At 65.6% G+C, this 21201-nt stretch carries 25 protein-coding genes; 11 read left to right on the forward strand and 14 right to left on the reverse strand.

Annotation, left to right across the window (positions count from 1 at the left end; genetic code table 11):
• Positions 1 to 201: 201 nt before the first annotated feature.
• On the reverse strand, positions 202 to 792 hold the full coding sequence (locus FHU31_RS32120; protein ID WP_167154819.1) for a hypothetical protein: 591 nt from the start codon (positions 790 to 792) through the stop codon (positions 202 to 204).
• Positions 793 to 852: 60 nt separating this feature from the next.
• Positions 853 to 1362, reverse strand: coding sequence for a type II toxin-antitoxin system VapC family toxin (locus FHU31_RS01135; protein WP_234901115.1), 510 nt, complete (start codon positions 1360 to 1362; stop codon positions 853 to 855).
• A 141-nt stretch (positions 1363 to 1503) separates the two neighbouring features.
• Here FHU31_RS01135 and FHU31_RS01140 point away from each other — a divergent pair, with 141 nt between their 5' ends.
• The 4 genes from FHU31_RS01140 to FHU31_RS01155 all read left to right on the forward strand — a co-directional run bounded on the left by FHU31_RS01140 (position 1504) and on the right by FHU31_RS01155 (position 5079).
• The gene (locus FHU31_RS01140; RefSeq protein WP_167154822.1) at positions 1504 to 2070 is read left to right on the forward strand and encodes a TetR/AcrR family transcriptional regulator; all 567 of its coding nucleotides are present in this window, start codon (positions 1504 to 1506) and stop codon (positions 2068 to 2070) included.
• A complete protein-coding gene (locus tag FHU31_RS01145) occupies positions 2067 to 3077 on the forward strand; it encodes an NAD-dependent epimerase/dehydratase family protein (protein ID WP_167154825.1) in 1011 nt (336 codons plus the stop codon). The genes FHU31_RS01140 and FHU31_RS01145 overlap by 4 nt, the downstream gene beginning before the upstream one ends.
• Positions 3078 to 3330: 253 nt before the next feature.
• A complete protein-coding gene (locus tag FHU31_RS01150; RefSeq protein WP_167154828.1) occupies positions 3331 to 4071 on the forward strand; it encodes an SDR family oxidoreductase in 741 nt (246 codons plus the stop codon).
• A gap of 60 nt (positions 4072 to 4131) precedes the next feature.
• The gene (locus FHU31_RS01155; protein ID WP_234901116.1) at positions 4132 to 5079 is read left to right on the forward strand and encodes an AraC family transcriptional regulator; all 948 of its coding nucleotides are present in this window, start codon (positions 4132 to 4134) and stop codon (positions 5077 to 5079) included.
• 264 nt (positions 5080 to 5343) lie between these two features.
• Here the strand turns inward: FHU31_RS01155 and FHU31_RS01160 are convergent, their stop codons facing one another.
• The 3 genes from FHU31_RS01160 to FHU31_RS01170 are packed head-to-tail and all read right to left on the reverse strand — an operon-like array spanning position 5344 to position 6367.
• Positions 5344 to 5724, reverse strand: coding sequence for a DUF4267 domain-containing protein (locus tag FHU31_RS01160; RefSeq protein ID WP_167154831.1), 381 nt, complete (start codon positions 5722 to 5724; stop codon positions 5344 to 5346).
• A 21-nt stretch (positions 5725 to 5745) separates the two neighbouring features.
• Positions 5746 to 6063, reverse strand: a complete 318-nt coding sequence (locus FHU31_RS01165) for an NIPSNAP family protein (RefSeq protein WP_167154833.1) — start codon at positions 6061 to 6063, stop codon at positions 5746 to 5748.
• Positions 6064 to 6121: 58 nt separating this feature from the next.
• Positions 6122 to 6367, reverse strand: a complete 246-nt coding sequence (locus FHU31_RS01170; RefSeq protein ID WP_308206761.1) for a hypothetical protein — start codon at positions 6365 to 6367, stop codon at positions 6122 to 6124.
• Positions 6368 to 6463: 96 nt separating this feature from the next.
• Here FHU31_RS01170 and FHU31_RS01175 point away from each other — a divergent pair, with 96 nt between their 5' ends.
• Positions 6464 to 7069 carry a TetR/AcrR family transcriptional regulator gene (locus FHU31_RS01175; RefSeq protein ID WP_167154836.1) on the forward strand — a complete coding sequence of 202 codons (606 nt, stop codon included), beginning with the start codon at positions 6464 to 6466 and terminating at the stop codon, positions 7067 to 7069.
• A 28-nt stretch (positions 7070 to 7097) separates the two neighbouring features.
• Here the strand turns inward: FHU31_RS01175 and FHU31_RS32270 are convergent, their stop codons facing one another.
• Positions 7098 to 7550: a hypothetical protein gene (locus FHU31_RS32270; RefSeq protein WP_457920359.1), complete on the reverse strand. Its 453-nt coding sequence runs from the start codon at positions 7548 to 7550 to the stop codon at positions 7098 to 7100.
• 160 nt (positions 7551 to 7710) lie between these two features.
• Positions 7711 to 8262, reverse strand: coding sequence for a YaeQ family protein (locus tag FHU31_RS01185; protein ID WP_167154839.1), 552 nt, complete (start codon positions 8260 to 8262; stop codon positions 7711 to 7713).
• A 238-nt stretch (positions 8263 to 8500) separates the two neighbouring features.
• Between FHU31_RS01185 and FHU31_RS01190 the strand changes: the two genes are divergently transcribed.
• The 3 genes from FHU31_RS01190 (at position 8501) to FHU31_RS01200 (ending at position 11386) form a co-directional block, all read left to right on the forward strand.
• Positions 8501 to 9034, forward strand: coding sequence for a nitroreductase/quinone reductase family protein (locus FHU31_RS01190; protein WP_167154842.1), 534 nt, complete (start codon positions 8501 to 8503; stop codon positions 9032 to 9034).
• A 248-nt stretch (positions 9035 to 9282) separates the two neighbouring features.
• The gene (locus FHU31_RS01195; protein WP_263988128.1) at positions 9283 to 10044 is read left to right on the forward strand and encodes an AraC family transcriptional regulator; all 762 of its coding nucleotides are present in this window, start codon (positions 9283 to 9285) and stop codon (positions 10042 to 10044) included.
• 64 nt (positions 10045 to 10108) lie between these two features.
• On the forward strand, positions 10109 to 11386 hold the full coding sequence (locus FHU31_RS01200; protein ID WP_167154845.1) for an FAD-dependent monooxygenase: 1278 nt from the start codon (positions 10109 to 10111) through the stop codon (positions 11384 to 11386).
• A gap of 78 nt (positions 11387 to 11464) precedes the next feature.
• Here the strand turns inward: FHU31_RS01200 and FHU31_RS01205 are convergent, their stop codons facing one another.
• Both FHU31_RS01205 and FHU31_RS01210 read right to left on the reverse strand, forming a co-directional pair.
• Complete coding sequence (locus FHU31_RS01205; protein ID WP_167154848.1) at positions 11465 to 13987, reverse strand: PEP/pyruvate-binding domain-containing protein; 2523 nt, start codon at positions 13985 to 13987, stop codon at positions 11465 to 11467.
• On the reverse strand, positions 13984 to 14949 hold the full coding sequence (locus FHU31_RS01210; RefSeq protein WP_167154851.1) for a DUF7064 domain-containing protein: 966 nt from the start codon (positions 14947 to 14949) through the stop codon (positions 13984 to 13986). The genes FHU31_RS01205 and FHU31_RS01210 overlap by 4 nt, the downstream gene beginning before the upstream one ends.
• A 62-nt stretch (positions 14950 to 15011) precedes the next feature.
• Between FHU31_RS01210 and FHU31_RS01215 the strand changes: the two genes are divergently transcribed.
• Positions 15012 to 15626, forward strand: a complete 615-nt coding sequence (locus FHU31_RS01215; protein ID WP_167154854.1) for a TetR/AcrR family transcriptional regulator — start codon at positions 15012 to 15014, stop codon at positions 15624 to 15626.
• 24 nt (positions 15627 to 15650) lie between these two features.
• Here the strand turns inward: FHU31_RS01215 and FHU31_RS01220 are convergent, their stop codons facing one another.
• Together FHU31_RS01220 and FHU31_RS01225 are read right to left on the reverse strand one after the other, a co-directional pair.
• The gene (locus FHU31_RS01220; RefSeq protein WP_167154857.1) at positions 15651 to 16409 is read right to left on the reverse strand and encodes a GAP family protein; all 759 of its coding nucleotides are present in this window, start codon (positions 16407 to 16409) and stop codon (positions 15651 to 15653) included.
• A 121-nt stretch (positions 16410 to 16530) separates the two neighbouring features.
• Positions 16531 to 17322 (reverse strand): alpha/beta fold hydrolase, encoded by a 792-nt coding sequence (locus FHU31_RS01225; protein ID WP_167154860.1) that lies wholly within the window; start codon positions 17320 to 17322, stop codon positions 16531 to 16533.
• 72 nt (positions 17323 to 17394) lie between these two features.
• On the opposite strand from FHU31_RS01225, the gene FHU31_RS01230 reads away from it, so the two are divergent.
• Complete coding sequence (locus tag FHU31_RS01230) at positions 17395 to 17775, forward strand: MerR family transcriptional regulator (RefSeq protein ID WP_167154863.1); 381 nt, start codon at positions 17395 to 17397, stop codon at positions 17773 to 17775.
• On the opposite strand, the gene FHU31_RS01235 is transcribed toward FHU31_RS01230, so the two are convergent.
• On the reverse strand, positions 17751 to 18539 hold the full coding sequence (locus FHU31_RS01235) for a class I SAM-dependent methyltransferase (RefSeq protein WP_167154866.1): 789 nt from the start codon (positions 18537 to 18539) through the stop codon (positions 17751 to 17753). The genes FHU31_RS01230 and FHU31_RS01235 overlap by 25 nt on opposite strands.
• A 283-nt stretch (positions 18540 to 18822) precedes the next feature.
• On the opposite strand from FHU31_RS01235, the gene FHU31_RS01240 reads away from it, so the two are divergent.
• The gene (locus tag FHU31_RS01240; protein ID WP_167154869.1) at positions 18823 to 19266 is read left to right on the forward strand and encodes a thiol-disulfide oxidoreductase DCC family protein; all 444 of its coding nucleotides are present in this window, start codon (positions 18823 to 18825) and stop codon (positions 19264 to 19266) included.
• Positions 19267 to 19295: 29 nt separating this feature from the next.
• Here the strand turns inward: FHU31_RS01240 and FHU31_RS01245 are convergent, their stop codons facing one another.
• Both FHU31_RS01245 and FHU31_RS01250 read right to left on the reverse strand, forming a co-directional pair.
• Positions 19296 to 20198, reverse strand: a complete 903-nt coding sequence (locus FHU31_RS01245) for a serine hydrolase (RefSeq protein ID WP_167154873.1) — start codon at positions 20196 to 20198, stop codon at positions 19296 to 19298.
• A 116-nt stretch (positions 20199 to 20314) separates the two neighbouring features.
• Entirely contained in the window at positions 20315 to 21106 is a 792-nt protein-coding gene (locus tag FHU31_RS01250; RefSeq protein WP_167160487.1) for a DUF1906 domain-containing protein, read from the reverse strand.
• Positions 21107 to 21201 lie beyond the last annotated feature (95 nt).

The raw sequence follows: 21201 nt of genomic DNA on the forward strand, positions 1-21201 counted from the left end.
GCTGACGTGGTGGTCAGGTCCGCAGACCGGTGAGCAGCATCTCGAGGTAACGCCGGGCGGCCGGGGGCCGGGGTGTGCCACGGCCGCATAGGCGATCCCGCACATCAGCGGGATCAGATCGCCGTCGGTGAGGTCGGTACGGACGGCGCCGGCTCGTCTGGCGACGTCGTTGAGCTGCAACGGCACACCACACCGCCACGCTCAGTGAGATGTCGGGTGCTGTCGATCCGCGGTCGGCGCGGCCGTCACGTGAGTCAGGAGTCGAAGCCCAGCCCCACGGCATCCAGGGTTGCGCAGCAGCACATTGCGCCTTCCGAAATTGTGGTCGGCGTGGTCGGGCGACCATCGCACCGCGTTGACGCTCAGCGACGCCAGCGGCTCAGCTGGGAACGGCAGCGGCTTGCGCCGCACGATCTTCAGTGCCGTGCGGGCAGTAGATGCGCCGCTGAGATGGTCGAGCATGAATTCGGCGGCAAAGCGGGTGGAGCCGACTCCCAGGCCGGTGAAACCCGCGGCGTAGGCGATGCGGCTGTTATGCGCCATGCTGTGGAACGCCGAGAACTTCCTCCGCCCGTGACCGCGCCGTTGGTCCGTCATGACTGACTCGGCATATCGGGTAGAACCGATGTGCACTACGTTGGCGATTAGCCAGGGTCTGAACAACGTTTCCAGATGAACGCATTTCTGCTCGCCACGGACGGCGCAACTGGAACCGGCACCGACGAGATCAGCAGGTTCTGGGGCCCAGGTGCGGAACCTCAGCGTTGGCCGGCATGCTGTGGTTCCCTCCAACTGCGATTCCTTCGGCCGACTGTCGCTCGCCAAATGAGGGGCTTGGGATCAACCCCTGGTCTAGGACCGCAAGATGTCGGCGAGGGATGCGGTCTTGACGAAAGCCCTTGCGGCCATGGCGAGGTCGTCGTCTGCGGTGACCAGCGCGTCGGCCTGCAGTTGAGTGAGTGCGATGTACTGGGCCTGGTGGACGTTGGGCCAGTTCAGTTTGGTGGCTAGCTGCCATGCGCTGTCCTCTAGGGATCGGTCGCCGAGGAACCGGATGCGCAGCCCGCGGACATCGTGGAGGATTTTTCGGCCCGCCCGTTCGTCGATATCGCCGCGGCGCGTCGAGTCGTACACCAGGGCGAGGACTTGAGAGCGCAGCAGCGTGGGAGCGGTCAGGCTGTGCTCCGGTGGGATGGTCGCACCGTGAGTGGCGAGGTCGATGGCCACCCGTGCATCGATGACGAACGTGGTCATGGCCCTACCTTCGCATGGACCACTGACGCCCTGCCAGCCGATGTGCAGCCCTACCCGCACGCCGTCGCCGATGCCTTCGGAGCGGCGCAGCGCCACTTTCAGTGGCACCAGATACCGTCACTTTCTCCGGTGCTTTTGCGCGCCACTCGCGCCGTAGGACCCCCTTCTGACTACCTCGCCTGCGCCGCGCGAAAAAGAAATATAGCACCGCTATAGCGCTGGAACTATAGCGATGCTATATTTCGAATCGTGGATACGAAATCGCTGCTGGTGGCCGCGGCGTTGCAGGTTCTGGAACACCAGGGGGAGGCAGGTTTCTCGACGCGTTCGGTGTGCGCGATCGCAGACGTCACCGCCCCGACCCTGTATCACCATTTCGGCAGTGCGGACGGCCTTCTCAGCGCCGCGATCACCGAGGCGTTCGCGCAGTTCCTCACGAGCAAGAAGGCAGAAGCCCTCTCCGCTGATCCGGTAATGGCGCTACGGCAGGGTTGGGACAACTACGTGCGCTTTGCCGCCGAACGACCACGGCTATACGCCGCGATGGTGGTCCGTGTCTTGCAAGGGGCCACCATTCCCGCCGCCGATGCAGGACGCGCGCTTCTCGTGGAGCGCATCGCGGCCATTGACGCTGACGGTCACCTCGCCATGGACGTCGAAGCGGCAGCGGACCTCATCTGGTCCTCGGCGCACGCCGCGTCGACTCTCTACGTGATGGCGCGGGAGCGGCAGCCAGATCCGATCGTCGTCACGACCCTGCGCGAACGCGCAGTGCAATCCATCTGTACTCCCGACGAAAGTGAGAAACCAGCATGAAGATTGCCGCAACCGGCGGCTCCGGATTCCTCGGTGCCCACCTGATCCCACGGCTCGTCCAGGACGGACACACCGTATTCGCCCTCGCGCGCTCGGCGTCGTCGGCTGACGTGGTGCGCGCCTTGGGCGCGACACCAGTGCCAGGAGACCTCGACAAACCCGACGAACTATCGCTGCCCGCGGTCGACGCGGTTGTTCATGCCGCAGCGCTGTTCCGCTTCGCCGGGCCGCGCGCCCCGTACTTCAGCGCGAATGTCACTGGCACTGAGGCTGTTTTGAATGCAGCCCGGCTTGCCGGGGCTGCCACGTTCGTCTACATCAGTGCCGCCGCGGTAACCATGGACGATCGAGGCACGCCGGCCAGCAATATCGATGAATCAGCGCCCACCTACCCGCGTAGCTTCTCGGGCTACATCGCCAGCAAGTCGCAGGGTGAGGCGGCTGTGTTGGCCGCCAACGGCCCCGGCTTCCGCACGATCGCCCTTCGCCCGCCCGCCCTCTGGGGTCCCGGGGGGCCGTTCAGCAAGCAGCTTCCGCACGCCATCGAGTCCGGTCAATTCGCATTCATCGGCAGCGGCGAATACCCGGTGTCCACCATCCATGTCGACAATGTCGTCGAGGCGGTGCAGTGCGCGCTGGAGCGTGGCACCGGCGGGCGCCCCTATTTCATCAACGACCGCGACCTGGTCACCTTCCGCGAATTCATCGCTGGGCTCGCCAAACTGGAAGGTCACTCGATCGATGGCTTGCGCTCCGTGCCTTACCGTGTCGCGTTCACCTTCGGACGACTCATGGAAACCTTCGCGGCGCTGCGCACCGACAAGGGCGACCCGCCGCTGACCCGCACGATGGTGCGGTTGATTGGGCGGGAATTCACCACCAACGACGACGCCGCTCGTCGCGACTTGGGCTACGTCGGCACGATGACGCGCGCCGAGGGACTCGCACGAATGGCGCAACGTCTGGCGCAATCTGCCCCGCGCCCAGGTGTTCGACCTTTGGCGTGAGCGCACGCCGCAGACATTCGCTCATCCGAAATAGCAAGCGCCACAGAGCGGTCGCTCAACACCTGGTCGACTGCGCCACTTGGCGCGGGTGCAGGAAATGAAGCGCTTCGTGAATGGCGCTGCGGCACCCAACAGTGGACCGGGACCCACCAACCCCAGTCGCATAGCGGCTGGACCACCAAAAGACGATCGCGAAGTTATTCAAGACGGGACGGTGTTGTTCGGGACCGCCCGCGCTCATTAGCTTTTAGCCATGACATCAGTACTCATCACCGGCTGCTCTTCCGGCTACGGCCTTGCTACTGCACGAAAGTTCCTCGACGAGGGGTGGAACGTCGTCGCCACCATGCGGACACCACGTCAGGACGTGCTGCCGAGTTCGGATCGGCTGAAGATAGTTGCGCTCGACGTCACCAGCCGGGACAGCATCGCAAACGCGGTCCAGACCGCCGGGCCGATCGACGTGCTGGTCAACAACGCAGGCATCGGCGGTATCGGCGTGTTCGAGGCGACCCCGATGGACACCACACGAGAGTTGTTCGACACGAACACCTTCGGAGCCATGGCTGTAACCCAGGCCGTCGTCCCGCAGATGCGGTCACGCCGTTCCGGCGTCATCGTCAACGTCACCTCAAGCACTACGCTCGCCGCGATGCCACTCGCCGCGGTATACACAGCCAGCAAGTCCGCAATCGAGGGGTTCTCCGGGTCACTGGCCCTGGAGCTGGGCTTCTTCGGGGTGCGGGTCAAGCTCGTCGAACCGGGTTACGGACCGTCGACGGCGTTCACCAGCAACGGCTCCGGCCGCATGAGCCAAACCCCCGAGGACTACGTTCCGTTCGTGGCACCCATCATGGAAGCGTTTGGTCAGCCCGGCGAGGTGACCACCCCCGGCGACGTCGCGGACGTGGTGTTCAAGGCCGCCAACGACACATCGGACCAGCTGAGGTTTCCCGCGGGACCCGATGCCGTGGCGCTGGCCCAGTCGACCTGACCTGACTCGTCCGGATAGGCATGTCGGCAGTGGAACGGAGTCCACGCTAGCGTCTGCGGCATGGGCGACACGGAACCGATGGAGGAGCTGATGTCGCTGCTGCGTCCCGAGGCGGTCCTGGCCAAGATCATCACAGGTGGTGGCCAGTGGGGCGTCCAAAAGCCTCGTTACGGTGACCCCGCGTTCTGTCTGATGCTCGACGGGTCGTGCCTGCTGGAGCCCGAGGGCCTCGACGAGATCGAACTTCGCCGCGGTGACTTCCTGCTCTTCCCGCAGACACCGGAGTTCACCATGCGCAGCCGCCCGGACGCCACCCCGATCTTCACACCGCTCGACCACTCGGGGGAGACCTATCATGGCGACACATCTGAGCCGATCACGATGCGCATGCTCGGCGGGTACTTCCGCTTCGATCCGGCCAGCGCGGCCCTACTGGTCGCATTACTTCCACCGGTCATCCTCGTAAGGGCCGGGCAACCGGGCGCAGCCAGGTTGACCCGGCTGGTCGAACTGATCGCCGAGGAAGCCGATACCGACGGACCCAGTCGCGACGTGATCCTGAAACGCCTCGTCGAGGTGCTGGTCATCGAAGCCACACGGGTTCCCGCGGCGCCGGAGCTTGGTAGCCGCGGCAAGGGATTGATTGCGGGTCTGGCGGACCCGGTGCTTGCCCCAGCGCTGCGTGCAATGCACGCCGACGTCGCACGGGGCTGGACCGTCGAACACCTCGCCGGCGTGGCCGCGGTCTCGCGCGCAGTCTTCGCTCAAAAATTCACCAGGACAGTGGGATTGACACCCATGCAGTACCTCCTGGAATGGCGAGTGGCGTTGGCCAAAGACCTGCTGAGGACCGAGCGCCCAGCCGTGGCGCACGTGGCTCAGGTGGTGGGCTACCAGTCTGCGACCGCGTTCACCACTGCGTTCGCACGGGTGGCGGGATGTTCGCCCTCTGAGTACGCCCGCCTAGCCGCAGCAGAGACGACGGGGCGGGACAGCACCGCACGGTGAGCCTCCCAAGACACCGGCACCGCCGGTTATGGGTATCACCTGCCGGCGAGGCCTTCGAGATTGTCCAGTACCTGCAAAGCGGTGAGTCCGTTCATCAAAACCGGTGAGCCAGCAGCGAAATCGTGACCACGGGGGAGCCGGGTGACCGACTCAGCGGTGACGGTAACTTTCTCGGCACTGGCGGGGAGAACAGATCGGTTCTCATCTCGGTCCTCGCGTGCCCATCGGTGGCGAAGATCGGTGGTGCATGTGGCGTGATACGGCTCAAGAGGCGAGCAGTAGCGCGGTGGTGATGAGCATGACCGCCGCGGTGCCGCCGTGCACCCCGTAGGCGATGGACTTCGCTCCGCCGCTGCGCAGCACGATGGCGGCATCGACGATGGGGATGAGGGTCGCGGCCAGCATGACCCAGCCGACGAGATGGGTTGCGTGGCTGAGCATCAGGATGATGACGAATAATCCGGTGGTGATGTCGCGGATGCCTTTGACGCTCAGGTAGGCACGGACGCCGGGTCGGTCGAGATCGGGTAGCACGCCGTAGCCTGCGGCGGCGGTGCGGGGCGCGATGAGGAAGCGTGCGCCGATGAAAATGATGGCAGCGGCGAGGATACCGGCGAGGATGTATCCGACGGTGGTGATGAACATGTTCATGCTCCTGGGGTTCGGTTAGTGGATGGGGGAGAAGGCTGTGGGGTCGAGCAGTGTGGTCTGGACCTCGAGGATGTCGGTGATGTCGAAGCCGGCCATGTCGGCGGCGAATTCCGGACTGGCCATGACGCGGCGGGTGATCTCGTCGGGATCCGCGGCCGGTTGGTAGCCGATCAAGGCCACCAGGCGGTTCGCGTTGTCGGTGTGTTCGGTCCACACCCCGTAGGTGGTGACGCCGAACACGGCGAAGGTGGCCAGGTGCCGGGCCCAGTGCACGTCTGCGTAGCGCCGAAGAGCCTCTGGAGACCGCAGGCGGTAGATCCTCAGCTGAAACATGGCGAAGGGCTCCTTCGCGGCGACGAGGGGATAGGTGGTGCCTGTGACGGGGTGGTGATCAGGCGAGTAGGACCACGCAGGAGGCGGCGACGGCTATACCCTGCAGGGCTGCACGCGCGTCGATCAACGAGTCCCATTTCACCTGCAGCGCACGCCCGTTGGGTAACACCTCGCCGGTTTCGGCGGCCGCCGTCAGCTGCCGGTTGAGGGGTGCGCTGAGCCGGGTGTAGAGCAGTAGCCACATCAGCAACGCCGCCAGCACTGTGACCAGCGCAGCGGCATGAATCAGCAGGTCCACATCCACTTCTCACTCCTTTGCGGAAAAGTGCTAGCAATGCTAACCCTTCGCTCAACCGTAGCATTAGCGCTGCTATTCCCGCTAGCGGTGATAGCATTTGGCGTGGCCACAAAGGACCGCCGTGAGCGCGAGCAGTCCGCTCGGCGCCAACTCATCGTCAGTACGGCGCGCACACTGGCCGAGGCCGAGGGCTGGGATGCGGTGACCACCCGCCGGCTGGCCGCCGAAATCGAATACAGTCAGCCTGTGCTCTACAAGCACTTTGCCGGCATGGAGCAGATCGCCGACGCTGTGGCCCTCGACGGTTTTGCCGAACTCTCCGAGGTCCTCGCCGCCGCCGCGGACGCTGAAGTCGCTGCCGAGGCTGTCCTGGTCCGGATCGCGTACGCCTACCTGGGTTTCGCTCGCGACAACCCCGCGCTCTACGAGGCGATGTTCACTCGCGCGACGGCCCTGCACTTTGGCGCCGACGACACGCCACCGCAACTGACGGCGGCGTTCGCGACGCTGCATCGGGCGGTCGGTCGCGTCGCCGACGGGCAGGACGTCGACACCCTCACCGAAGTCTTCTGGGCGTGCCTGCATGGCACGGTCACCCTCGGCGTCACCGGTCGACTGCGTGACGACCACGTCGCCGAACGCGTGCAACTTCTGGCCGAACGGTTCACCGGGGCGCGGCAACCGGCGCGCGATGTCGCCAGGGAATGACGCCGTAAGACACTTTGAAGTCGAAGCACTACATTGAACGGTATGGCTGACGCGAGGCGTTGAGTAGGGAGCAGGTGCGTAAATAGAGCCCCACCAGGTCGACCAATGTTGCTGAGCCGAAGTACTTTTCGGCCTCCGAGTAGAGGTCGTCGTCGACCTTGTACTCGCGAGTGAGCTGGCTTGCGAACCTGTGCGCCAGCAGTTGGTCGGCAGTCCAGGTGTCACCGTCGCCGGGTACCATCTGCACTACCTCGACCGTGACCACACGCGCGGCGGGCACGTGCTGGACTTCATGATGACCCGCGCCCGCGTCGAGATCAGCATGCGGTCGGATCTGCACCTGAGCCTGCCCACCACACCCCAATTCCTGCATGCGCATCTCGACCGCGGTGGTGTCGATGCCGACCTCATCCGGGTGGAAGGCGGTTGAATGGTCAAGCCTGCTTCGATCGCGGTAGCGGGTCGCGACAAGCATCGTCACGGGCGAAGGTGTACGCACGGAACCAGCGGCCAGCGCCCGCCGACCACCCTGAGTTGCTCGAAGCCCATGCACGACGATGGGCGATCGACGGCGTCAGTAGCGCGACCGGATCCGCATAGGGGGACCTCGCCGTATCGACGAGCACCTCGGCCGCAGACGTTCACTCCAACGGTTGGGGCGTGAAGGTGACGTCGACACCGCCCACGGTCATCGTCACCTGACCTTCCATCACCATCACCTGCGCCGAGACCCGCCGATCGACAGTCTGGGCCAGTTGCTGCACCGGGGCGTGCGGTATCTGTAGGACCGAGAGGTTCGGCAGCCCCGCCACTTTGGGCCCCACGGTGCGCCACCAGGTGGCCACGCCGGCGGCGAACGGGAACAGCAGCACTTGGTCGGCCCGGCTGGTGGCCTTGCTCAAGGCGCGTTCGTCGGGCTGGCCGACGTTGATCCACTCCAGGATGCGGCCCGTGTAGTCCGCGAGCCGCAAGTCGGGTACGCCGGGGGTGGACAGGCCCGCCCCGAATGCCAACTCGCCGTCGACGTCGCTGAGCCGGTGTGCGCGCAGCCCAAACGCCAACAACCGCACGACCATCCGCTCATCGGTCTCACTGGGATGGCGGGCCACGGTCAGTGTGTGATCGGCGTAGTAACCGTGATCGACATCGGAGACGCCAAGTTCGACTTTGAACACTGTTGCAGAAAGGGCCACGTCATAGTGTCCACCCTGGTGGTGTTCCCCGAGTAGTCGGGTCACTTCGCGTGGTCGGGCCGCCGCGCTGGTATCGGGGGTGGTGGTTTGGGTAAGTGTCGTCCCGAGGGGGGTGAACTGTGTGGGTTGGGCGCGGCCGTGCTGATCGTCGGCTACCACGTGGCTGCGAATTCCCTGGGTATTGAACCGAACTGGGGCCCAGTGACGTGTCCAGAGTCAACTACTCTTGGAGGTGCACATGTCGATTCCCGACGTCGGCCTTGGCCATTCGTTCGCACACCGCGTCATCGCCCAGGTGGCCGTCTCGTCGCTGGGCCTGCGGTTTGTCCGGGACCTCGGCGCCCGCATCGACCCGACGCTGATGCGGCTCACCGGCGGGAGGGTCTCGTGCGTATGGCCCTTTCCCGCCGTACTTGTGAGCCACGTCGGCGCCAGAACGGGCATCAGTCGGACCAATGCGGTGGTGTACTTCACCGACCAAGGCCGAGTCGTGTTGATCCCCTCCAATTTTGGCTCGGCCCGAAATCCCGCCTGGTATCACAACGTCAAGGCGAACCCGATCGTCGAACTGTATGGCCGGGGGATCAGAGGACAGTTCGTCGCTGAGGAGGTTTACGGCGAAGAGCGCGATCGCCTTTTTGCTCGTGCCAAAGGCGCACCGGGTCCCTATGCCAAGTATGAGGAGGTCGCGGGCGCCAAGGCCAGGTCCATTCCCGTCATGACGTTCATCCCGAGATCGTCTTCGCGGGCCGCCATTGCGGAGGGCCAATGACTGACATCCTGAAGCTGGACTCGGTCACTATGATCGCCAAGGGCGTTTTGGCTTTGTTGCGCGATCCTGTCCAGCTCAGTCTGCTGCGTGGCGACCGGCGTTGATGCCGAGCGCAATCGAACAACTCCCACCTCGCATTCGGGCACGGAATTCATCACTGTGCTACCGCGACCGACGGACGCGTGGTGGAACCCGCGCAGCGGGACGCCACCGGTAATGTGACGGCTGATGCTGGAAAGTCGCCAAGCGTGACAACGCCTCCGACGCGCCCCGCGGAGATATCGCACGGTGCAGGCTGGCTTGCCCACGGCTTCCACATCGACGTTCATTCGCACCGCGATGGCCAACTGGTGTATCCGGCCTCCGGTGTCTTGGCCACCACGACCGAGCGGGGCACCTGGGTCGCGCCGGCCAACCGGGTGACGTGGACGCCGCCGGGATTCGAGCACTCGCATCGCTTCTACGGCCGCACCGATGTCCGGTTGGTCGTCATTCCGGAGCCGCTGTGCGGCGCTCTCGTGGCACACCCCGGCGTGTTCGCGGTGAATCCCCTCCTGCGCGAGGCCCTCCTCACGCTGACCGAACGGCAAGACGCGAGCTCCGGTGCCTACCAACGGCTGCGCGCGGTGGTGATCGACGAGCTCGTCGAGGCCCCCGATCAGTCCCTGCACCTGCCCGAACCGCGCGACGACCGGCTGCGCGTCGTTACTGAGCTGCTGCGCGCCGACCCCGCCCGGAGCGAGACTCTGACCGAGCTGGGACGGACCGCGGGTGCGAGCGGGCGCACCCTGAGCCGACTGTTCCGTGACGAGTTCGGGATGAGTTTTCACCGCTGGCGCACGATCTTGCGCATCCACCACGCCTTGATCGAGCTCACCAACGGTCGGTCCGTCACCGACACCGCGATCGCCTGTGGGTGGTCCAACCCGACGAGTTTCATCGAGGCGTTCACCGCCGTCGTCGGTCAAACCCCGGGTCGCTATCAAGCCGGTCTTCGCGGCGGTCAGTAGCTGCGCTCTCGACTCGGGTAGTCCCGAGTTGGCGACTTTTCGATATCACGTGTCCATTTGTCGGTTGGCAGCACAACCGGCGGAGCCGACAGTGGAAGGCACGCGGAACGCGTTGCAAGGACGAACCCGAAATAGGCGAGGATGCATGCACACGACGAAGAAGATCCTGATCTGCGGCAGTGGCGTCGCCGGTCCGACGTGCGCCTACTGGCTGCACAAGTACGGCTACGCCACCGTCATCGTCGAAAGAGCAAAAGCTCTGCGGGACGGTGGTCAGAACGTCGATATCAAGGGCGCGGGTCAACACGTCATCGAGATGATGGCGCTCTCCGACCAGATCGAAGCCAAGAACACTCAGGAACGCGGCCAGAAGTATCTCGATGCCGACGGCAAGGTGATCGCCGTTCTGCCCAAGGGTGCGCTGGGAACGCTGACGAACGACTTCGAGATCCTGCGGGGAGATTTCGCTCAGGTCCTCTTCGAATCCACAAAGGACCACTGTGAGTACAGCTTCGGGAGATTCGTCACCGCGCTGGAAGAGAAGGCCGGCTGCATAGCGGCCACCTTCGACAACGGCGAGACCGAGGATTTCGAGCTGGTCATCTGTGCGGAAGGGATGAATTCGTCGACCAGGGACAGGGTGATGGCCGCGCACACCAGCTTTCGCTACTTGGGCGCCTGTATGGCGTTCTTCAAGATTCCCCGACGCGAAGAAGATGACGGGTGGGCTCATTCGGTGAACGGCATCGGCGGCACATTCATCACCCTGCGGCCGGGCAACGAGGACGAAACCACGGTCCTCGTCACCTTTCTCAGGCGTGACCACGCCATCACCGAGGACACGCCCACGATGCGAAAGGCATTGCTACGCCGAGCCCTTGAGGGCCGGGGCGCGATCGCTGATCGCATCACTGCGGATTTGGAGGCGGTTGACGATTTCTACTTCGGGCCGATGAGCCAGGTGCAAGCGTCGGCGTGGTCACAGGGACGGTTCGTGCTGCTGGGTGATGCCGCCTTCTGCCCGACGCCGTTCACGGGCAAAGGTACGGCCCTGGCGCTGGTCGCGGCGTATGTCCTTGCCGGCGAGATCAACCGGACCGCAGATCACTCGCAGGCTTTCGCCGCCTACGAAAGGCTGGTGCGCCCCTACGTCGAGGCGGCGCAGAAGCAGCTGACTCCACGCCGCATCCGCCTGATGCACCCGAAAAGCCGGGCTGGGATCGGCCTGACGCACCTGGCGCAGCGACTCGTGGCGAGCCAGACGGTGCAGAGCCAATTCGGGCCGAGCGCCGCGAAGCGCGCGCATACGGCCGCAGATGATTTCGTGTTCGCCGACTACTGATGAGTGGGAGCGCTTCCCGAGCGCGAACCTCGTGCAACTGTTGGGCCGACGGCTCCGCCGCACGACCCGACACGCGGGTCAGAGGCTGACCGATCCGGTGCGTCCGTCCACGGTGATCTGGGCCCGGTCGACGATGGTCTTCGTGGCTCCGGTGATACCGCCGACGGCCGGTATGCCGTACTCGCGGGACAGGATCGCACCGTGGCTGAGCTTGCCGCCGGTTTCGACGACGAGCCCGGACAGCAGTGGGAAGACGCTGGTCCACCCGGGGTCAATGTTGGGGGCAACCAGGATGTCGCCGGCTTCGACCTTTCCCAGGTCGGCCAGGGTGTGCACCACCCGGGCCGGTCCGGTTGCCCGCCCGTGGCAGAACGCGGTCCCGCCGATCGCGCCGTCGGGCAGGTCCGGGTGCTGATCGGAGGGTTCGGTGTCGACCTCGGTTTCGATGTCGTCGTACAGGTAGGTCGCCGGCAGTCGGGCGGAATTGCGCGCGAACTCCGCGCGCCGCGCATTGAGGGTGTCGGCCAGCTCGGCAGGTGCCGCGCGGCCGTCGAGTATGGCGAAGAATTCCTCGCCGCGCAGCAGGAACACATCATCGGGGTCGTGCAGTACACCCTGGCGAACAAGACGTTTCGCCTGTTCGAGGACCAGGGATCTCAGGTGGGTGAGCAGGTAGTCGAGGTGGTAGCGCTGGTTCTCGCGGTAGCGCGTGTAGTCCTGGACCAATGCCATCAGGTGCATCAGCATCGGCTTGCGCAGCTGCGCCAGTGGACCGTTGCCGAGCCTGGCCAGTGCGTCGGCTTCCGCGGTATGCCGACGTTGTCGCGACGAAGTCGATTGCAGGCGGTCGGCGGCGGTGTCGGTGGCGCGAAGCTGCGCCCGAACGAGTTCGATTATCAGGTGCGGCTGCTCCCGCCAGCGGGGCCGCGCGATGTCGCGGCTGTCGGATCTATGTCCGTGTCGCAGCAGGAAGTCGTCATAGCCTTGCCAGAACCGCGCGTCCGCGGTGTGGCGGCGGACATGGTCGTAGGCCGCGCCGCTGCGCACCAGGGTGGTGAGCTCGGCATCGTCGAGCGCGGTGTGGGCGAGTCCGGTGATCTCGGTGTTGATGGTGGCGGTCTTGGTGTCGTCCAGTCCGCTGATGACGTTCTGGTAGAGCTCGCCCGAGGTGTCGGCGCACCAGCGTTGCAGCAGCTGTTGCAGAAGGCCGTGCAGAAAGCTGTTGTAGAGGGTCATGCCCCAGCGCACGGTCCGAAAGTGTTCCTCGCCGAGCGCGTTGACCTCGTCGTACTGGCGGCGCCACTGGTGCTCGCTGAGCGTGCCGTAGTCCTGGTCGAGTTTCGGGACGATATCTTTCTCGATTGTTGCGCAGTGCTTTTCGAGTGCAACAAGGTTGTTCTTGAGGCCGCTGCGCCGGCGATCGCGCCACGGGGCCAGGGCGAACCCGGCCAGCAGCCGCGGATCCCATGCGGCGGCCCGAACCCGGTCCAGCACCAGCGGTGGGAACCACTGGTCGGCGGCGTTGGACCGCATCGAGCGCGGCAGCATCCGCAGGCCTTCGACGAAGTACGCACCGCTGAAGTACGCGTAACCGTGGTGTAGGCGCACCGGCGCCATCCCGGCCATATCGCGGCGTCCCTGCAGGCCGGCCATCTCCTTCATGCTCATCTCGATGATCCAGGGCAGCATCAGATCTTCGGGCAGTGGCAGGGTGCAGTCGGACAGGTACTCGTCCCCGAAACGTCGTGACCACACATCGACGGGCTCTTCGCTCGGGAGGTTGGTGATCGGCCGATCCTGCAGGACGAACGGGCGTCCGTCCGCGATGGCCCACTCGAGGTCGCGGCGCGGGCCGATGCGCTCGGTGACGACCGTCGCAAGATCGTGCAGCGTGCGTAGTTCGGCTGTCGTCAAACAGAATTCGCGACGCCGCGCGTGATCGACATCGCGTTCGTGCACGCCGCGGTCCCACACCGCTTCCAGGGCCTTGGCGCCGAGTGCGCGGCTGCGGATGACACCGCTGGCGCGGTCGAGGACGAAGTTGTCCGGGTCTGTCCGGCCCGATACCACCGTTTCGCCCAGACCCCATGCGGCATCGATGACGATCTCGGCAGCGAACGGCCGCAACGGGTTTGCGGTCAAAAGCACTCCGGCGGTGTCCGGGCTGATCATTCGTTGCAGGATCAGTGCGATTCCGTCGGCATTCGTCTTTGCTAGGTTGTCCCGGTAGGTGTGGGCGCGGGTGTCGTCGAAGGATGCCCAGCAGGTGTGCACCGCTTCTCGCAGACCGTCCAGGGAATCGACACCAAGGACGGTCTCGTACACCCCGGCGAAGGAGGCGTCGGCCAGATCCTCGGCGACGGCCGAGCTACGTACCGCCCAGGGTGCTCCGCCGAACAGCGTCTCGACTTCATTCCACCAGCGCGCGAGGCCCTCGTCGAGGCAGGCGGTCCGGGTGACCGGGTCCAGTGAGATGTCCGCGGGGATGCACCACGCCTCCGGCACGGGTAGCCCTGCAGCCAGGAGCCGAACCAGGCCTGCTGCCTTGCCGCCGATGTTCTCGACGGCGATATCAGTATCGGGGGAGAGTGCAACGATCACCGGAACCTCGAAACGACAGCGTCTTTGACGACAGGGAGCAGGGCGGGCAGATTGGTGAGCAGCTCGCGCCGTCCTGCGTGCCAGGTGTGTTCGAGGACGCCCGCACCTGGCAGGTGCGAACCGTCCTGGAGGCGGGCCTCGAACCGGGCATGTGTTTCGCGCAGGAGCAGCCCACTCTTGAACAACGGGACCTGACTGATCCCGCGTGCGGTGACCTCGATCGAGGTCCCCTCGTCGTCGACGATCGTGATCTCGGCGTCCCGGGCACTGTGTGTCCCCGGGGAGACGTAGCGCAGGTCGAAGCCGGCCACTGCGCATGATCGGCCGGCGCGGCTGAGGAAACCGGATTGCGCGAGTTGGCCGTCGACGGTGGTCTGGGTGACGGTGAAGGCCAGGTCGGCGCCGAACTGCGCCGAGATCCAGTCCCAGCCGGCGATATTGCCCCAATCCCGCGGACCCCAGGATTTATCGCGGGTGCCGAAGCCACGGATCTGGTGTTCCCGGCCGCGGATCACCGACCGGCCGGACACCGTGCCGGGGTGCTCGAAATGCCGGTGCGCGATGACCTCGGTGCCGTTGTGGCCGAAGTCGAACGCTGGTGCCAGCGCTGTCCACGTCAGATCGATCTCGTCTCGTCCGTCCAGGGTGATCCGCCATCGCCGCAGGGGCTCGGTGCAGCGCAAGGTCAGGCGGCCGACGGTCAGGCCGTCGGCACTGCGGAAGGCCATCGGGTCACCATCGATCGGTTGGTCGACGGCACCGTAGACCAGTTCTCGTCGGCCCCCGCGCATGGTGATGACGACTGCGTCGGCCTGGCGCTGGGCGAACCGATAGCCCAGGCGGGCAAAGCCCAACGCCGCACCGGTGGTATCCACCCAATTGAAGTAGTAACTCTCCTGCCAGTGCGCTGCGGCGCCGGGCGGGTGCAGTTCTTCGTCTGCCGTTGCGATGACGTTGGCCATGGTGTCAGTCAAACGTGAGCGATAGCTCGTCTTCAATTCGTGTCTTGTGCCACACTTCGTGGATGTCCGTCGTACGCTCTGGCCCGCGCAAACTGCCCCGGCAGGAGCGCTCGCGCGCGATGGTGGACCGCATTCTCGAGGCTGCCGCTCGCGTCTTGATCGCGTATGGGTACGACGGCGCGTCTACCAATCGCATCGCCCGCGCCGCGGGTGTGAGCCCTGGTTCGCTCTATCAGTACTTCAGCGACAAGGACGCCATCACCTCGGCCGTCGTGGATCGGCTTGCCGAGGAGATCAGTGTGAACGTTTCGGCGGTCTTCCGAACCATGGCGGGGCGATCAGCCGAAGACGGCACCCGAGCGGCACTGACTACTTTGGTGGATGCGCTTGCCCCGCAGGCGGATCTGCTACGAATCGCTGTCGAACAGGTACCCCGATTCGGCGAGGCCGACAGGCTGGGCGTCCTGCTGGAACGGGCACGTGACCTCGTCTACCATCAACTGCTCGCCAACCAGGACCGGCTTCGACGCCACGACCTGGATACCACGACATGGTTCGTGGTGCACACCGCCACTCAGTTGACCATCCGTTACACCGTCGATCGGCCGCCGATTCCCGCGGACAGATTCGTCGACGAACTGAGCAGGCTACTGCTCGGGTATGTCTACCGCGACTGATCAGCGTCCGCCGGGCGCACCCCGTCAGCTCCTCGGCAGGTGCTCGAACGCGTTATGGCCCACGAACGCCGCAGCGGCCAGCAGCAGGACCGCGATGATCCAGCGCCCGTGAACCTTCATGAGCCGCTCGTAGCCGTCCTTGATGCGCGCGGACGCGCCTGGGCTGACCAGCTCGATCACCGCCGGCGCCAGCGCGGGGACCACCGCGATCACGGCGAACACCACAATGCCCAGGGTTCGTTCGGAGCGGTCGCTGATCTCCAGCAGTTGATGCCCGGCGGCGATGGCGATCGGGAAGACCTTCGGGTGCAGCCCGCAGACGGCGAACCCAGCCATCGCTGCCCGCGTGATCCGTTGGCGTACCGGCAGGTCGGCTTGCGGGTTCAGCTGGCGCGCCAGCGCCGGGAAGCGCTCGGTGACTCGGGTCCGCAGCCGGCTCGGCTGGTGGTCGGGTTCGGACACGTCGGCGATCGGCTTGTGCCGCACCGCGGCGACCGCCCGGTAGATACCGATCACCAGCAGGGCGACGGCGATCATGACACGGACCAGGAAGCCCGGCCACGAGTTGTGGTGCGCGGCGGACGCGCCCCCGGTCAGGTGGGCGATCACCACGCCGATGCCGGTGGCGAACGCGATACCGGCGATGGCGCCGACCGCGAAGGCGAATGACGCCTGCCTGGGCACCTTCTTGTCGCTGGCGACGATCAATCCCAACACCAGCGTCTCGGGGCTGAACAGGATGGCCAGCGCGAGTGTGGCCAGGACAGCGAGGTGTGTGCTCACGGCTCAGCCCAGCGCCACGGTGGTGGTGATCATGTCGACGTGCACGGTGGGAGGGTACGCCCGTCCGTGCTGGAATGCCGGTGCACTCACGCGCGGGCCGCGCGTCACCTGAGGCAGACGCTCACAACTCGTGATCGCGCAGGAACTCGCGAATGTCGTCGATCCAGACGGATGCCTCGGGAGGCGTGAAGATGTGCCCGGCCGTGGCGTACTCGATCAGCGTCGCGCCCGGTATCGCCTCGGCCAACTGACGTGTCGTCTGCGGCAGCACGATACGGTCCTGGCCGCCGACGAAAACCACTGTGGGTATGCCGATTTGGTGGCACGCTGCGACGGTGTCGACCGAGGCCGCCAACCGCGCCTGGTCCGCGCCGCCGGCGGGGTAGTTCTCCAGCGTCGCCGCGATGGCGGTATCGGCGGCTTGCCGGTCGAACTCGCCGAGCACCGCAGGGGACGACAGACTCACCAGATAACCGGCCAGCGCCCGGCGATCATCACGCGCCGCCAGCGCGGTCCACGTGTCGACGACGAGCCGGAGCTGTTGGTCGGGCTGGGCGAATCCGACGGTGAGCAGCAGTCCGGTCACCCGATCCGGGTGACGGACCGCGGCCGTCACCGCAACGGCCGTCCCCAGTGACAAGCCGAGAAGGGGGAACTTCTCGAACCCGGCGTCCACGGCCGCCCGCACCAACGAATCGGCGAGAACGTTCACGTCCAATGTATTTGGGGCCTCGGGTGTTGCGCCCGAGCCCGGATAGTTCAGGCCGACGAGCGTGCGGGTGTCCGACAAGGCCTCGATCACCTGCCCGAAGTTGGCGCCGACGCTGCCTCCCGCACCGTGGGCGAGCACGAGCGGCGCGCCGGTTCCGGTCGCGATGATGTCGGGGTCGGCGACGAGGTGTGGATGCGTCATAGAGTGGACGCTAAACCTTCACATGGACGTCAAGGTCAACTTCGTGAGACCACCATCACATAGGCAGGCACCATGCGGATCGGCGAGCTGGCACAACGCTGCGACGTATCGCCCCGGTCGCTGCGCTACTACGAGGAGCAGCACCTGCTGCAGTCCGATCGTCACTCGAACGGATACCGCGACTACCCCGAATCGGCCGTCGAATCGGTCAAACGGATCAGGGCCCTGATCGATGCGGGGTTCAGCGCCGACACCATCCGAAAAGTGCTGCCGTGCATGAACGGTGACGACCTGGATATGTGCCCGCAGGTGGCCGAGGTGATCCGTGCGACGTTGCGCGATATCGATGGCCAGTTGCGCGACCTGGACGCCAAGCGCAGCAAGGTCACCGCTCTGCTTTCGGGCCAAGGCCTACCGTCACCGGCCGCTCAGTCAGCGCGCAACGCGAAATAACTCGGAAAGTACTTACCCACCTGTTCGCGCGCGTCGAACTCTTCAAGGTATCCGTTGATACGCAGGCCTTCCGCTGACAGACCGCCGATGATCTGTTCGAGGCTGTGTCCGAATTCCAGTGGTGCGTCGGGTCCGAAGAGGGTGAGCCGTTCCTCCTCGGTCAGCGATGCCAGATCCGAGTACGGCACCCGGTGCCGCACCTCGAGCCGGCCGGCCAGCTGAGCGGCCCAGTCGAACACATAGCAGACCGGGTTGATGAAGGCCCCGATGAAGGCGCCCTCGCTGGTGAGGACGCGGCGCACATGCGCGAACACCGGGCGAATGTCAGCCACGAACTGCGACCCCATGCCGAGCACCACCATGTCGAATGCCGACGCCGGCAACATACGCATATCGTCCATGGAACCGATGACGGCGGTCACCGACAGACCGAACCTGGCGCAGGTGTCGAGGTCGTGTTGCAGTTGCTGGGTGGAGTTCTCCAAGGAAGTGACGACAGCGCCGCGCGCGGCGAGCAGCACCGCCTGTTGTCCACCCCCGCAGGCGATGCACAGCACCCGTCGGCCCGTGAGGTCACCGAACCACTCGACGGGCACCGGCCGAGATCCTGTCAACGACACCGGAAACCCGTGGCGCGCCGCGTCGCGGAACTCGTCGTCGGTCAGAGGCACGGTCGCCCAATGATGGTTGGCAACCTCGATATTCCAGGCTCGCGCATTCACCCGGGCGATGGCGTTCGAGTCGTACTCGTCAGAGCTCGGCAACTCGAAACTCCTTCCGGTTGCGCAGCAATGACCTATCCAGCCTAAGGCGCCCCGTCGTCGAGGGAGCCCGCGATTCTGAGGTTGATCCCCCAGTGCCCGGACGAGGCGAAAGTCCACCACGCGAAACGACTTCCAAGGCGTGTCCGACGAGGCCGACCTCGAAGCGATCCGCGCGCATCCCCGGCATGGCGCTGACGTGATCCTGGGAACAGTCCGCAGAAGACCAGGTCAATGTTTGCGATGATCGACGAGACGGTATGGCTTCTCTGGAGGGGAGGTCCGGATGAACGCAGCGCAGCCCTCGCTCGACGCGCCGGTCCTGCTGTACGACGGTGTGTGCGGCGTCTGCAACAGCGCGGTACGCACCATCCTGCGATTCGATCGCCGCGGCACCCTACGGTTCGCAGCCCTGGACAGTGACTTCGCCCGCGACGTGACGGCGCGCCATCCGGAACTGGTGGGCATCGATTCGGCGGTGTACATCCGCAACGTCGGCCGGCCCACCGAGGCGGTGGAGATCCGTTCGGCGGCGCTGCTGCGGGTCGCAGCGTATCTCGGCGGCTGGTGGCGACTGGCGCTGGCTGGACGCGTGATTCCGGCGCGGGTACGCGACAGGCTCTATGAACTTTTCGCCGCGCGACGCTACCTCGTCGGTGGCCGCTACGACACCTGTCCGATCCCGACGCCTGAGGTGCGAGGCCGTTTCCTCGATGCCGCGTACGGATGAATGAGCCGGCTCCTGAATCCGGCTGCGTCTCAGATCTTCCCGCCCGGGAACATCGTCTTGACGGCCTGCGTGATGGTCGCGCGGGCGGTGGCGGCGTCGTCGGGATCCAGGGAGCTGATCGCCATCACATAGCGGCGGTCGGGTCCGATGGCACCGGTGGACACGTGCAACTGGTTGGCGCCGTTCCAGCAGCAGAACCAGCCCTGTTTTACCGCGACCGGTTCGGCATAGAGCCCCTCGGGTATGCCGAACCGCTGCGGGTACCCGTCACTTCCCGTCGGCGTGGATTGCGCGAGGTCGCCGATGATGATGCCGGCCTGTTCGGGTGGCAGCCCGCCGCTGCCGTCCAACAGCATGGCGTAGTAGTGGACGAGATCGTTTGCGGTGCTTTGCGTGACGTCCCAGTGCTCGTTGTACGGCGCTGTCGTGCCCGGCAACCCGTATCGGGCTTTGATGCGTGCGATGACGGCGTTTTGCCCGCTACGGTCCCAGAACGTCTGGGCGGCGCCGTCGTCGGACGAGCGCAGCATGAGGTCGAGCAGCTGGCGGTCGGACGCCGATAGTGTCGTTTTACCCTGCGCCTCCTGCAACAGCAGGTCGTCGGCGATGAACAGTTTCACCACGGACGCGATCGGGAAGGGCCTGTTGGTCCCGTTGGAGACGGTCTGGCCGGTGGTGCGGTCCAGTACGACTGCCTCGATATCGGCCCCGGACTTCGCCGCGTCGGCGGTGGCTTGACGGACACGGGCGTCGAGTCCGGCCAGTGGCGCCGCCGGCTCGCCGGGCGGGGCTTGCGGAGCGAATGTCGCCGGCGGAGTGTTCTCCGCGGTGGCAGGCGCACCCTCGGCCTGCGCCTCGCAACCGCTCACGAGCAGTGCCACCCCGACGGTCGCCATGCTCGTCATCGCCCATTTCGGCAGCCGCCAGCGCATAAATGTCCTCCACCAGATCCTGAACCAGGGGTCAACGCTGCGCCCACCGTTCACCCCAGCTTAATCGGCGGGCCGAGCGGCAGAAGGGTGAGCGATGGCTTCTGTTGGCTCAGCCCTCACGGATGCAGGTTCCACTGGCCCACATCCTGGGCCAGGGCATCGCTGACATCGACTTCGAGCCCGCCGACCACCGGGCCTGGATTCGATGCGGTGCTCACCACGCGCTGGTAGAGCACGGCCGCGGGGTAGATCTGACCGCCCGACCATGACCGGGTTTGCCACGCCCAGACGTGGCCGGGCGAACGGGACCGTCCGATGACGCCGTCGGTGGTGGCCCACTGGCATGGCCTGATACCGCCGTAGATGCCGGTGCGCTGCACGCCGAGTACCGAATTGATTCCCCGAAACCATTGCAGTGCAACATTGTTCCAGGTATCGCGGTCGATATCGTCGTCCACACTGAAGAAGATGGGTGCGCTCTGGCCGCCACCGGCGGCGGTGTGGAGCTGCCATGCGGTGCGGGCGTCGGCCACGCCGCCGGCGTAACCCCGGGTGAAGTCCGACGGTGCGGTTCCGCCCGGCTTGCCGTATTGATAGTTGCTGACGATCGCCAGCCCGGCGGCGGCCAGCGACTGCGCGTAAGGCAGGGTGATCGGCTTGGCACCCATCGACGAGCCCGGGCGTGACGTCGAGACGTAATTGATCACCCCGGCGTGCCCCGCTGCCAGGATGTCGCGGGCCGGAATCTGACGCATGGCGAAGTCGATCAGCGTGGGTGCGGCGGCCGACGCCGTGGGCGCGCCGGCACGTGCCGCTGCCGCACCCAGTCCGGTCAAGGCCGTCGCAGCGGCCGCGTAGCGCAGCGCGTCACGGCGGGACACCGGGCTGACGCGCGGCTGGTTGGTCATCCACGACGAGTCGGACACCGCGCGATGTTAACAATGTGACTGCTGTTATCCGTGTTGCCTCGCGGGACGACGCGTATCTTTCGGCCTGGTGGCGT

This window comes from Mycolicibacterium fluoranthenivorans, assembly GCF_011758805.1.
Classification (GTDB): domain Bacteria; phylum Actinomycetota; class Actinomycetes; order Mycobacteriales; family Mycobacteriaceae; genus Mycobacterium; species Mycobacterium fluoranthenivorans.

Bases quoted from the DNA above. Each gene is read 5' to 3' on its own strand.
- FHU31_RS01145 (WP_167154825.1), top strand. From the start codon at position 2,067: ATGAAGATTGCCGCAACCGGCGGCTCCGGATTCCTCGGTGCCCACCTG.
- FHU31_RS01150 (WP_167154828.1), top strand. From the start codon at position 3,331: ATGACATCAGTACTCATCACCGGCTGCTCTTCCGGCTACGGCCTTGCT.
- FHU31_RS01155 (WP_234901116.1), top strand. From the start codon at position 4,132: ATGGGCGACACGGAACCGATGGAGGAGCTGATGTCGCTGCTGCGTCCC.
- FHU31_RS01160 (WP_167154831.1), bottom strand. From the start codon at position 5,724: ATGTTCATCACCACCGTCGGATACATCCTCGCCGGTATCCTCGCCGCT.
- FHU31_RS01165 (WP_167154833.1), bottom strand. From the start codon at position 6,063: ATGTTTCAGCTGAGGATCTACCGCCTGCGGTCTCCAGAGGCTCTTCGG.
- FHU31_RS01190 (WP_167154842.1), top strand. From the start codon at position 8,501: ATGTCGATTCCCGACGTCGGCCTTGGCCATTCGTTCGCACACCGCGTC.
- FHU31_RS01210 (WP_167154851.1), bottom strand. From the start codon at position 14,949: ATGGCCAACGTCATCGCAACGGCAGACGAAGAACTGCACCCGCCCGGC.
- FHU31_RS01215 (WP_167154854.1), top strand. From the start codon at position 15,012: ATGTCCGTCGTACGCTCTGGCCCGCGCAAACTGCCCCGGCAGGAGCGC.
- FHU31_RS01225 (WP_167154860.1), bottom strand. From the start codon at position 17,322: ATGACGCATCCACACCTCGTCGCCGACCCCGACATCATCGCGACCGGA.
- FHU31_RS01230 (WP_167154863.1), top strand. From the start codon at position 17,395: ATGCGGATCGGCGAGCTGGCACAACGCTGCGACGTATCGCCCCGGTCG.
- FHU31_RS01240 (WP_167154869.1), top strand. From the start codon at position 18,823: ATGAACGCAGCGCAGCCCTCGCTCGACGCGCCGGTCCTGCTGTACGAC.
- FHU31_RS01245 (WP_167154873.1), bottom strand. From the start codon at position 20,198: ATGCGCTGGCGGCTGCCGAAATGGGCGATGACGAGCATGGCGACCGTC.
- FHU31_RS01250 (WP_167160487.1), bottom strand. From the start codon at position 21,106: ATGACCAACCAGCCGCGCGTCAGCCCGGTGTCCCGCCGTGACGCGCTG.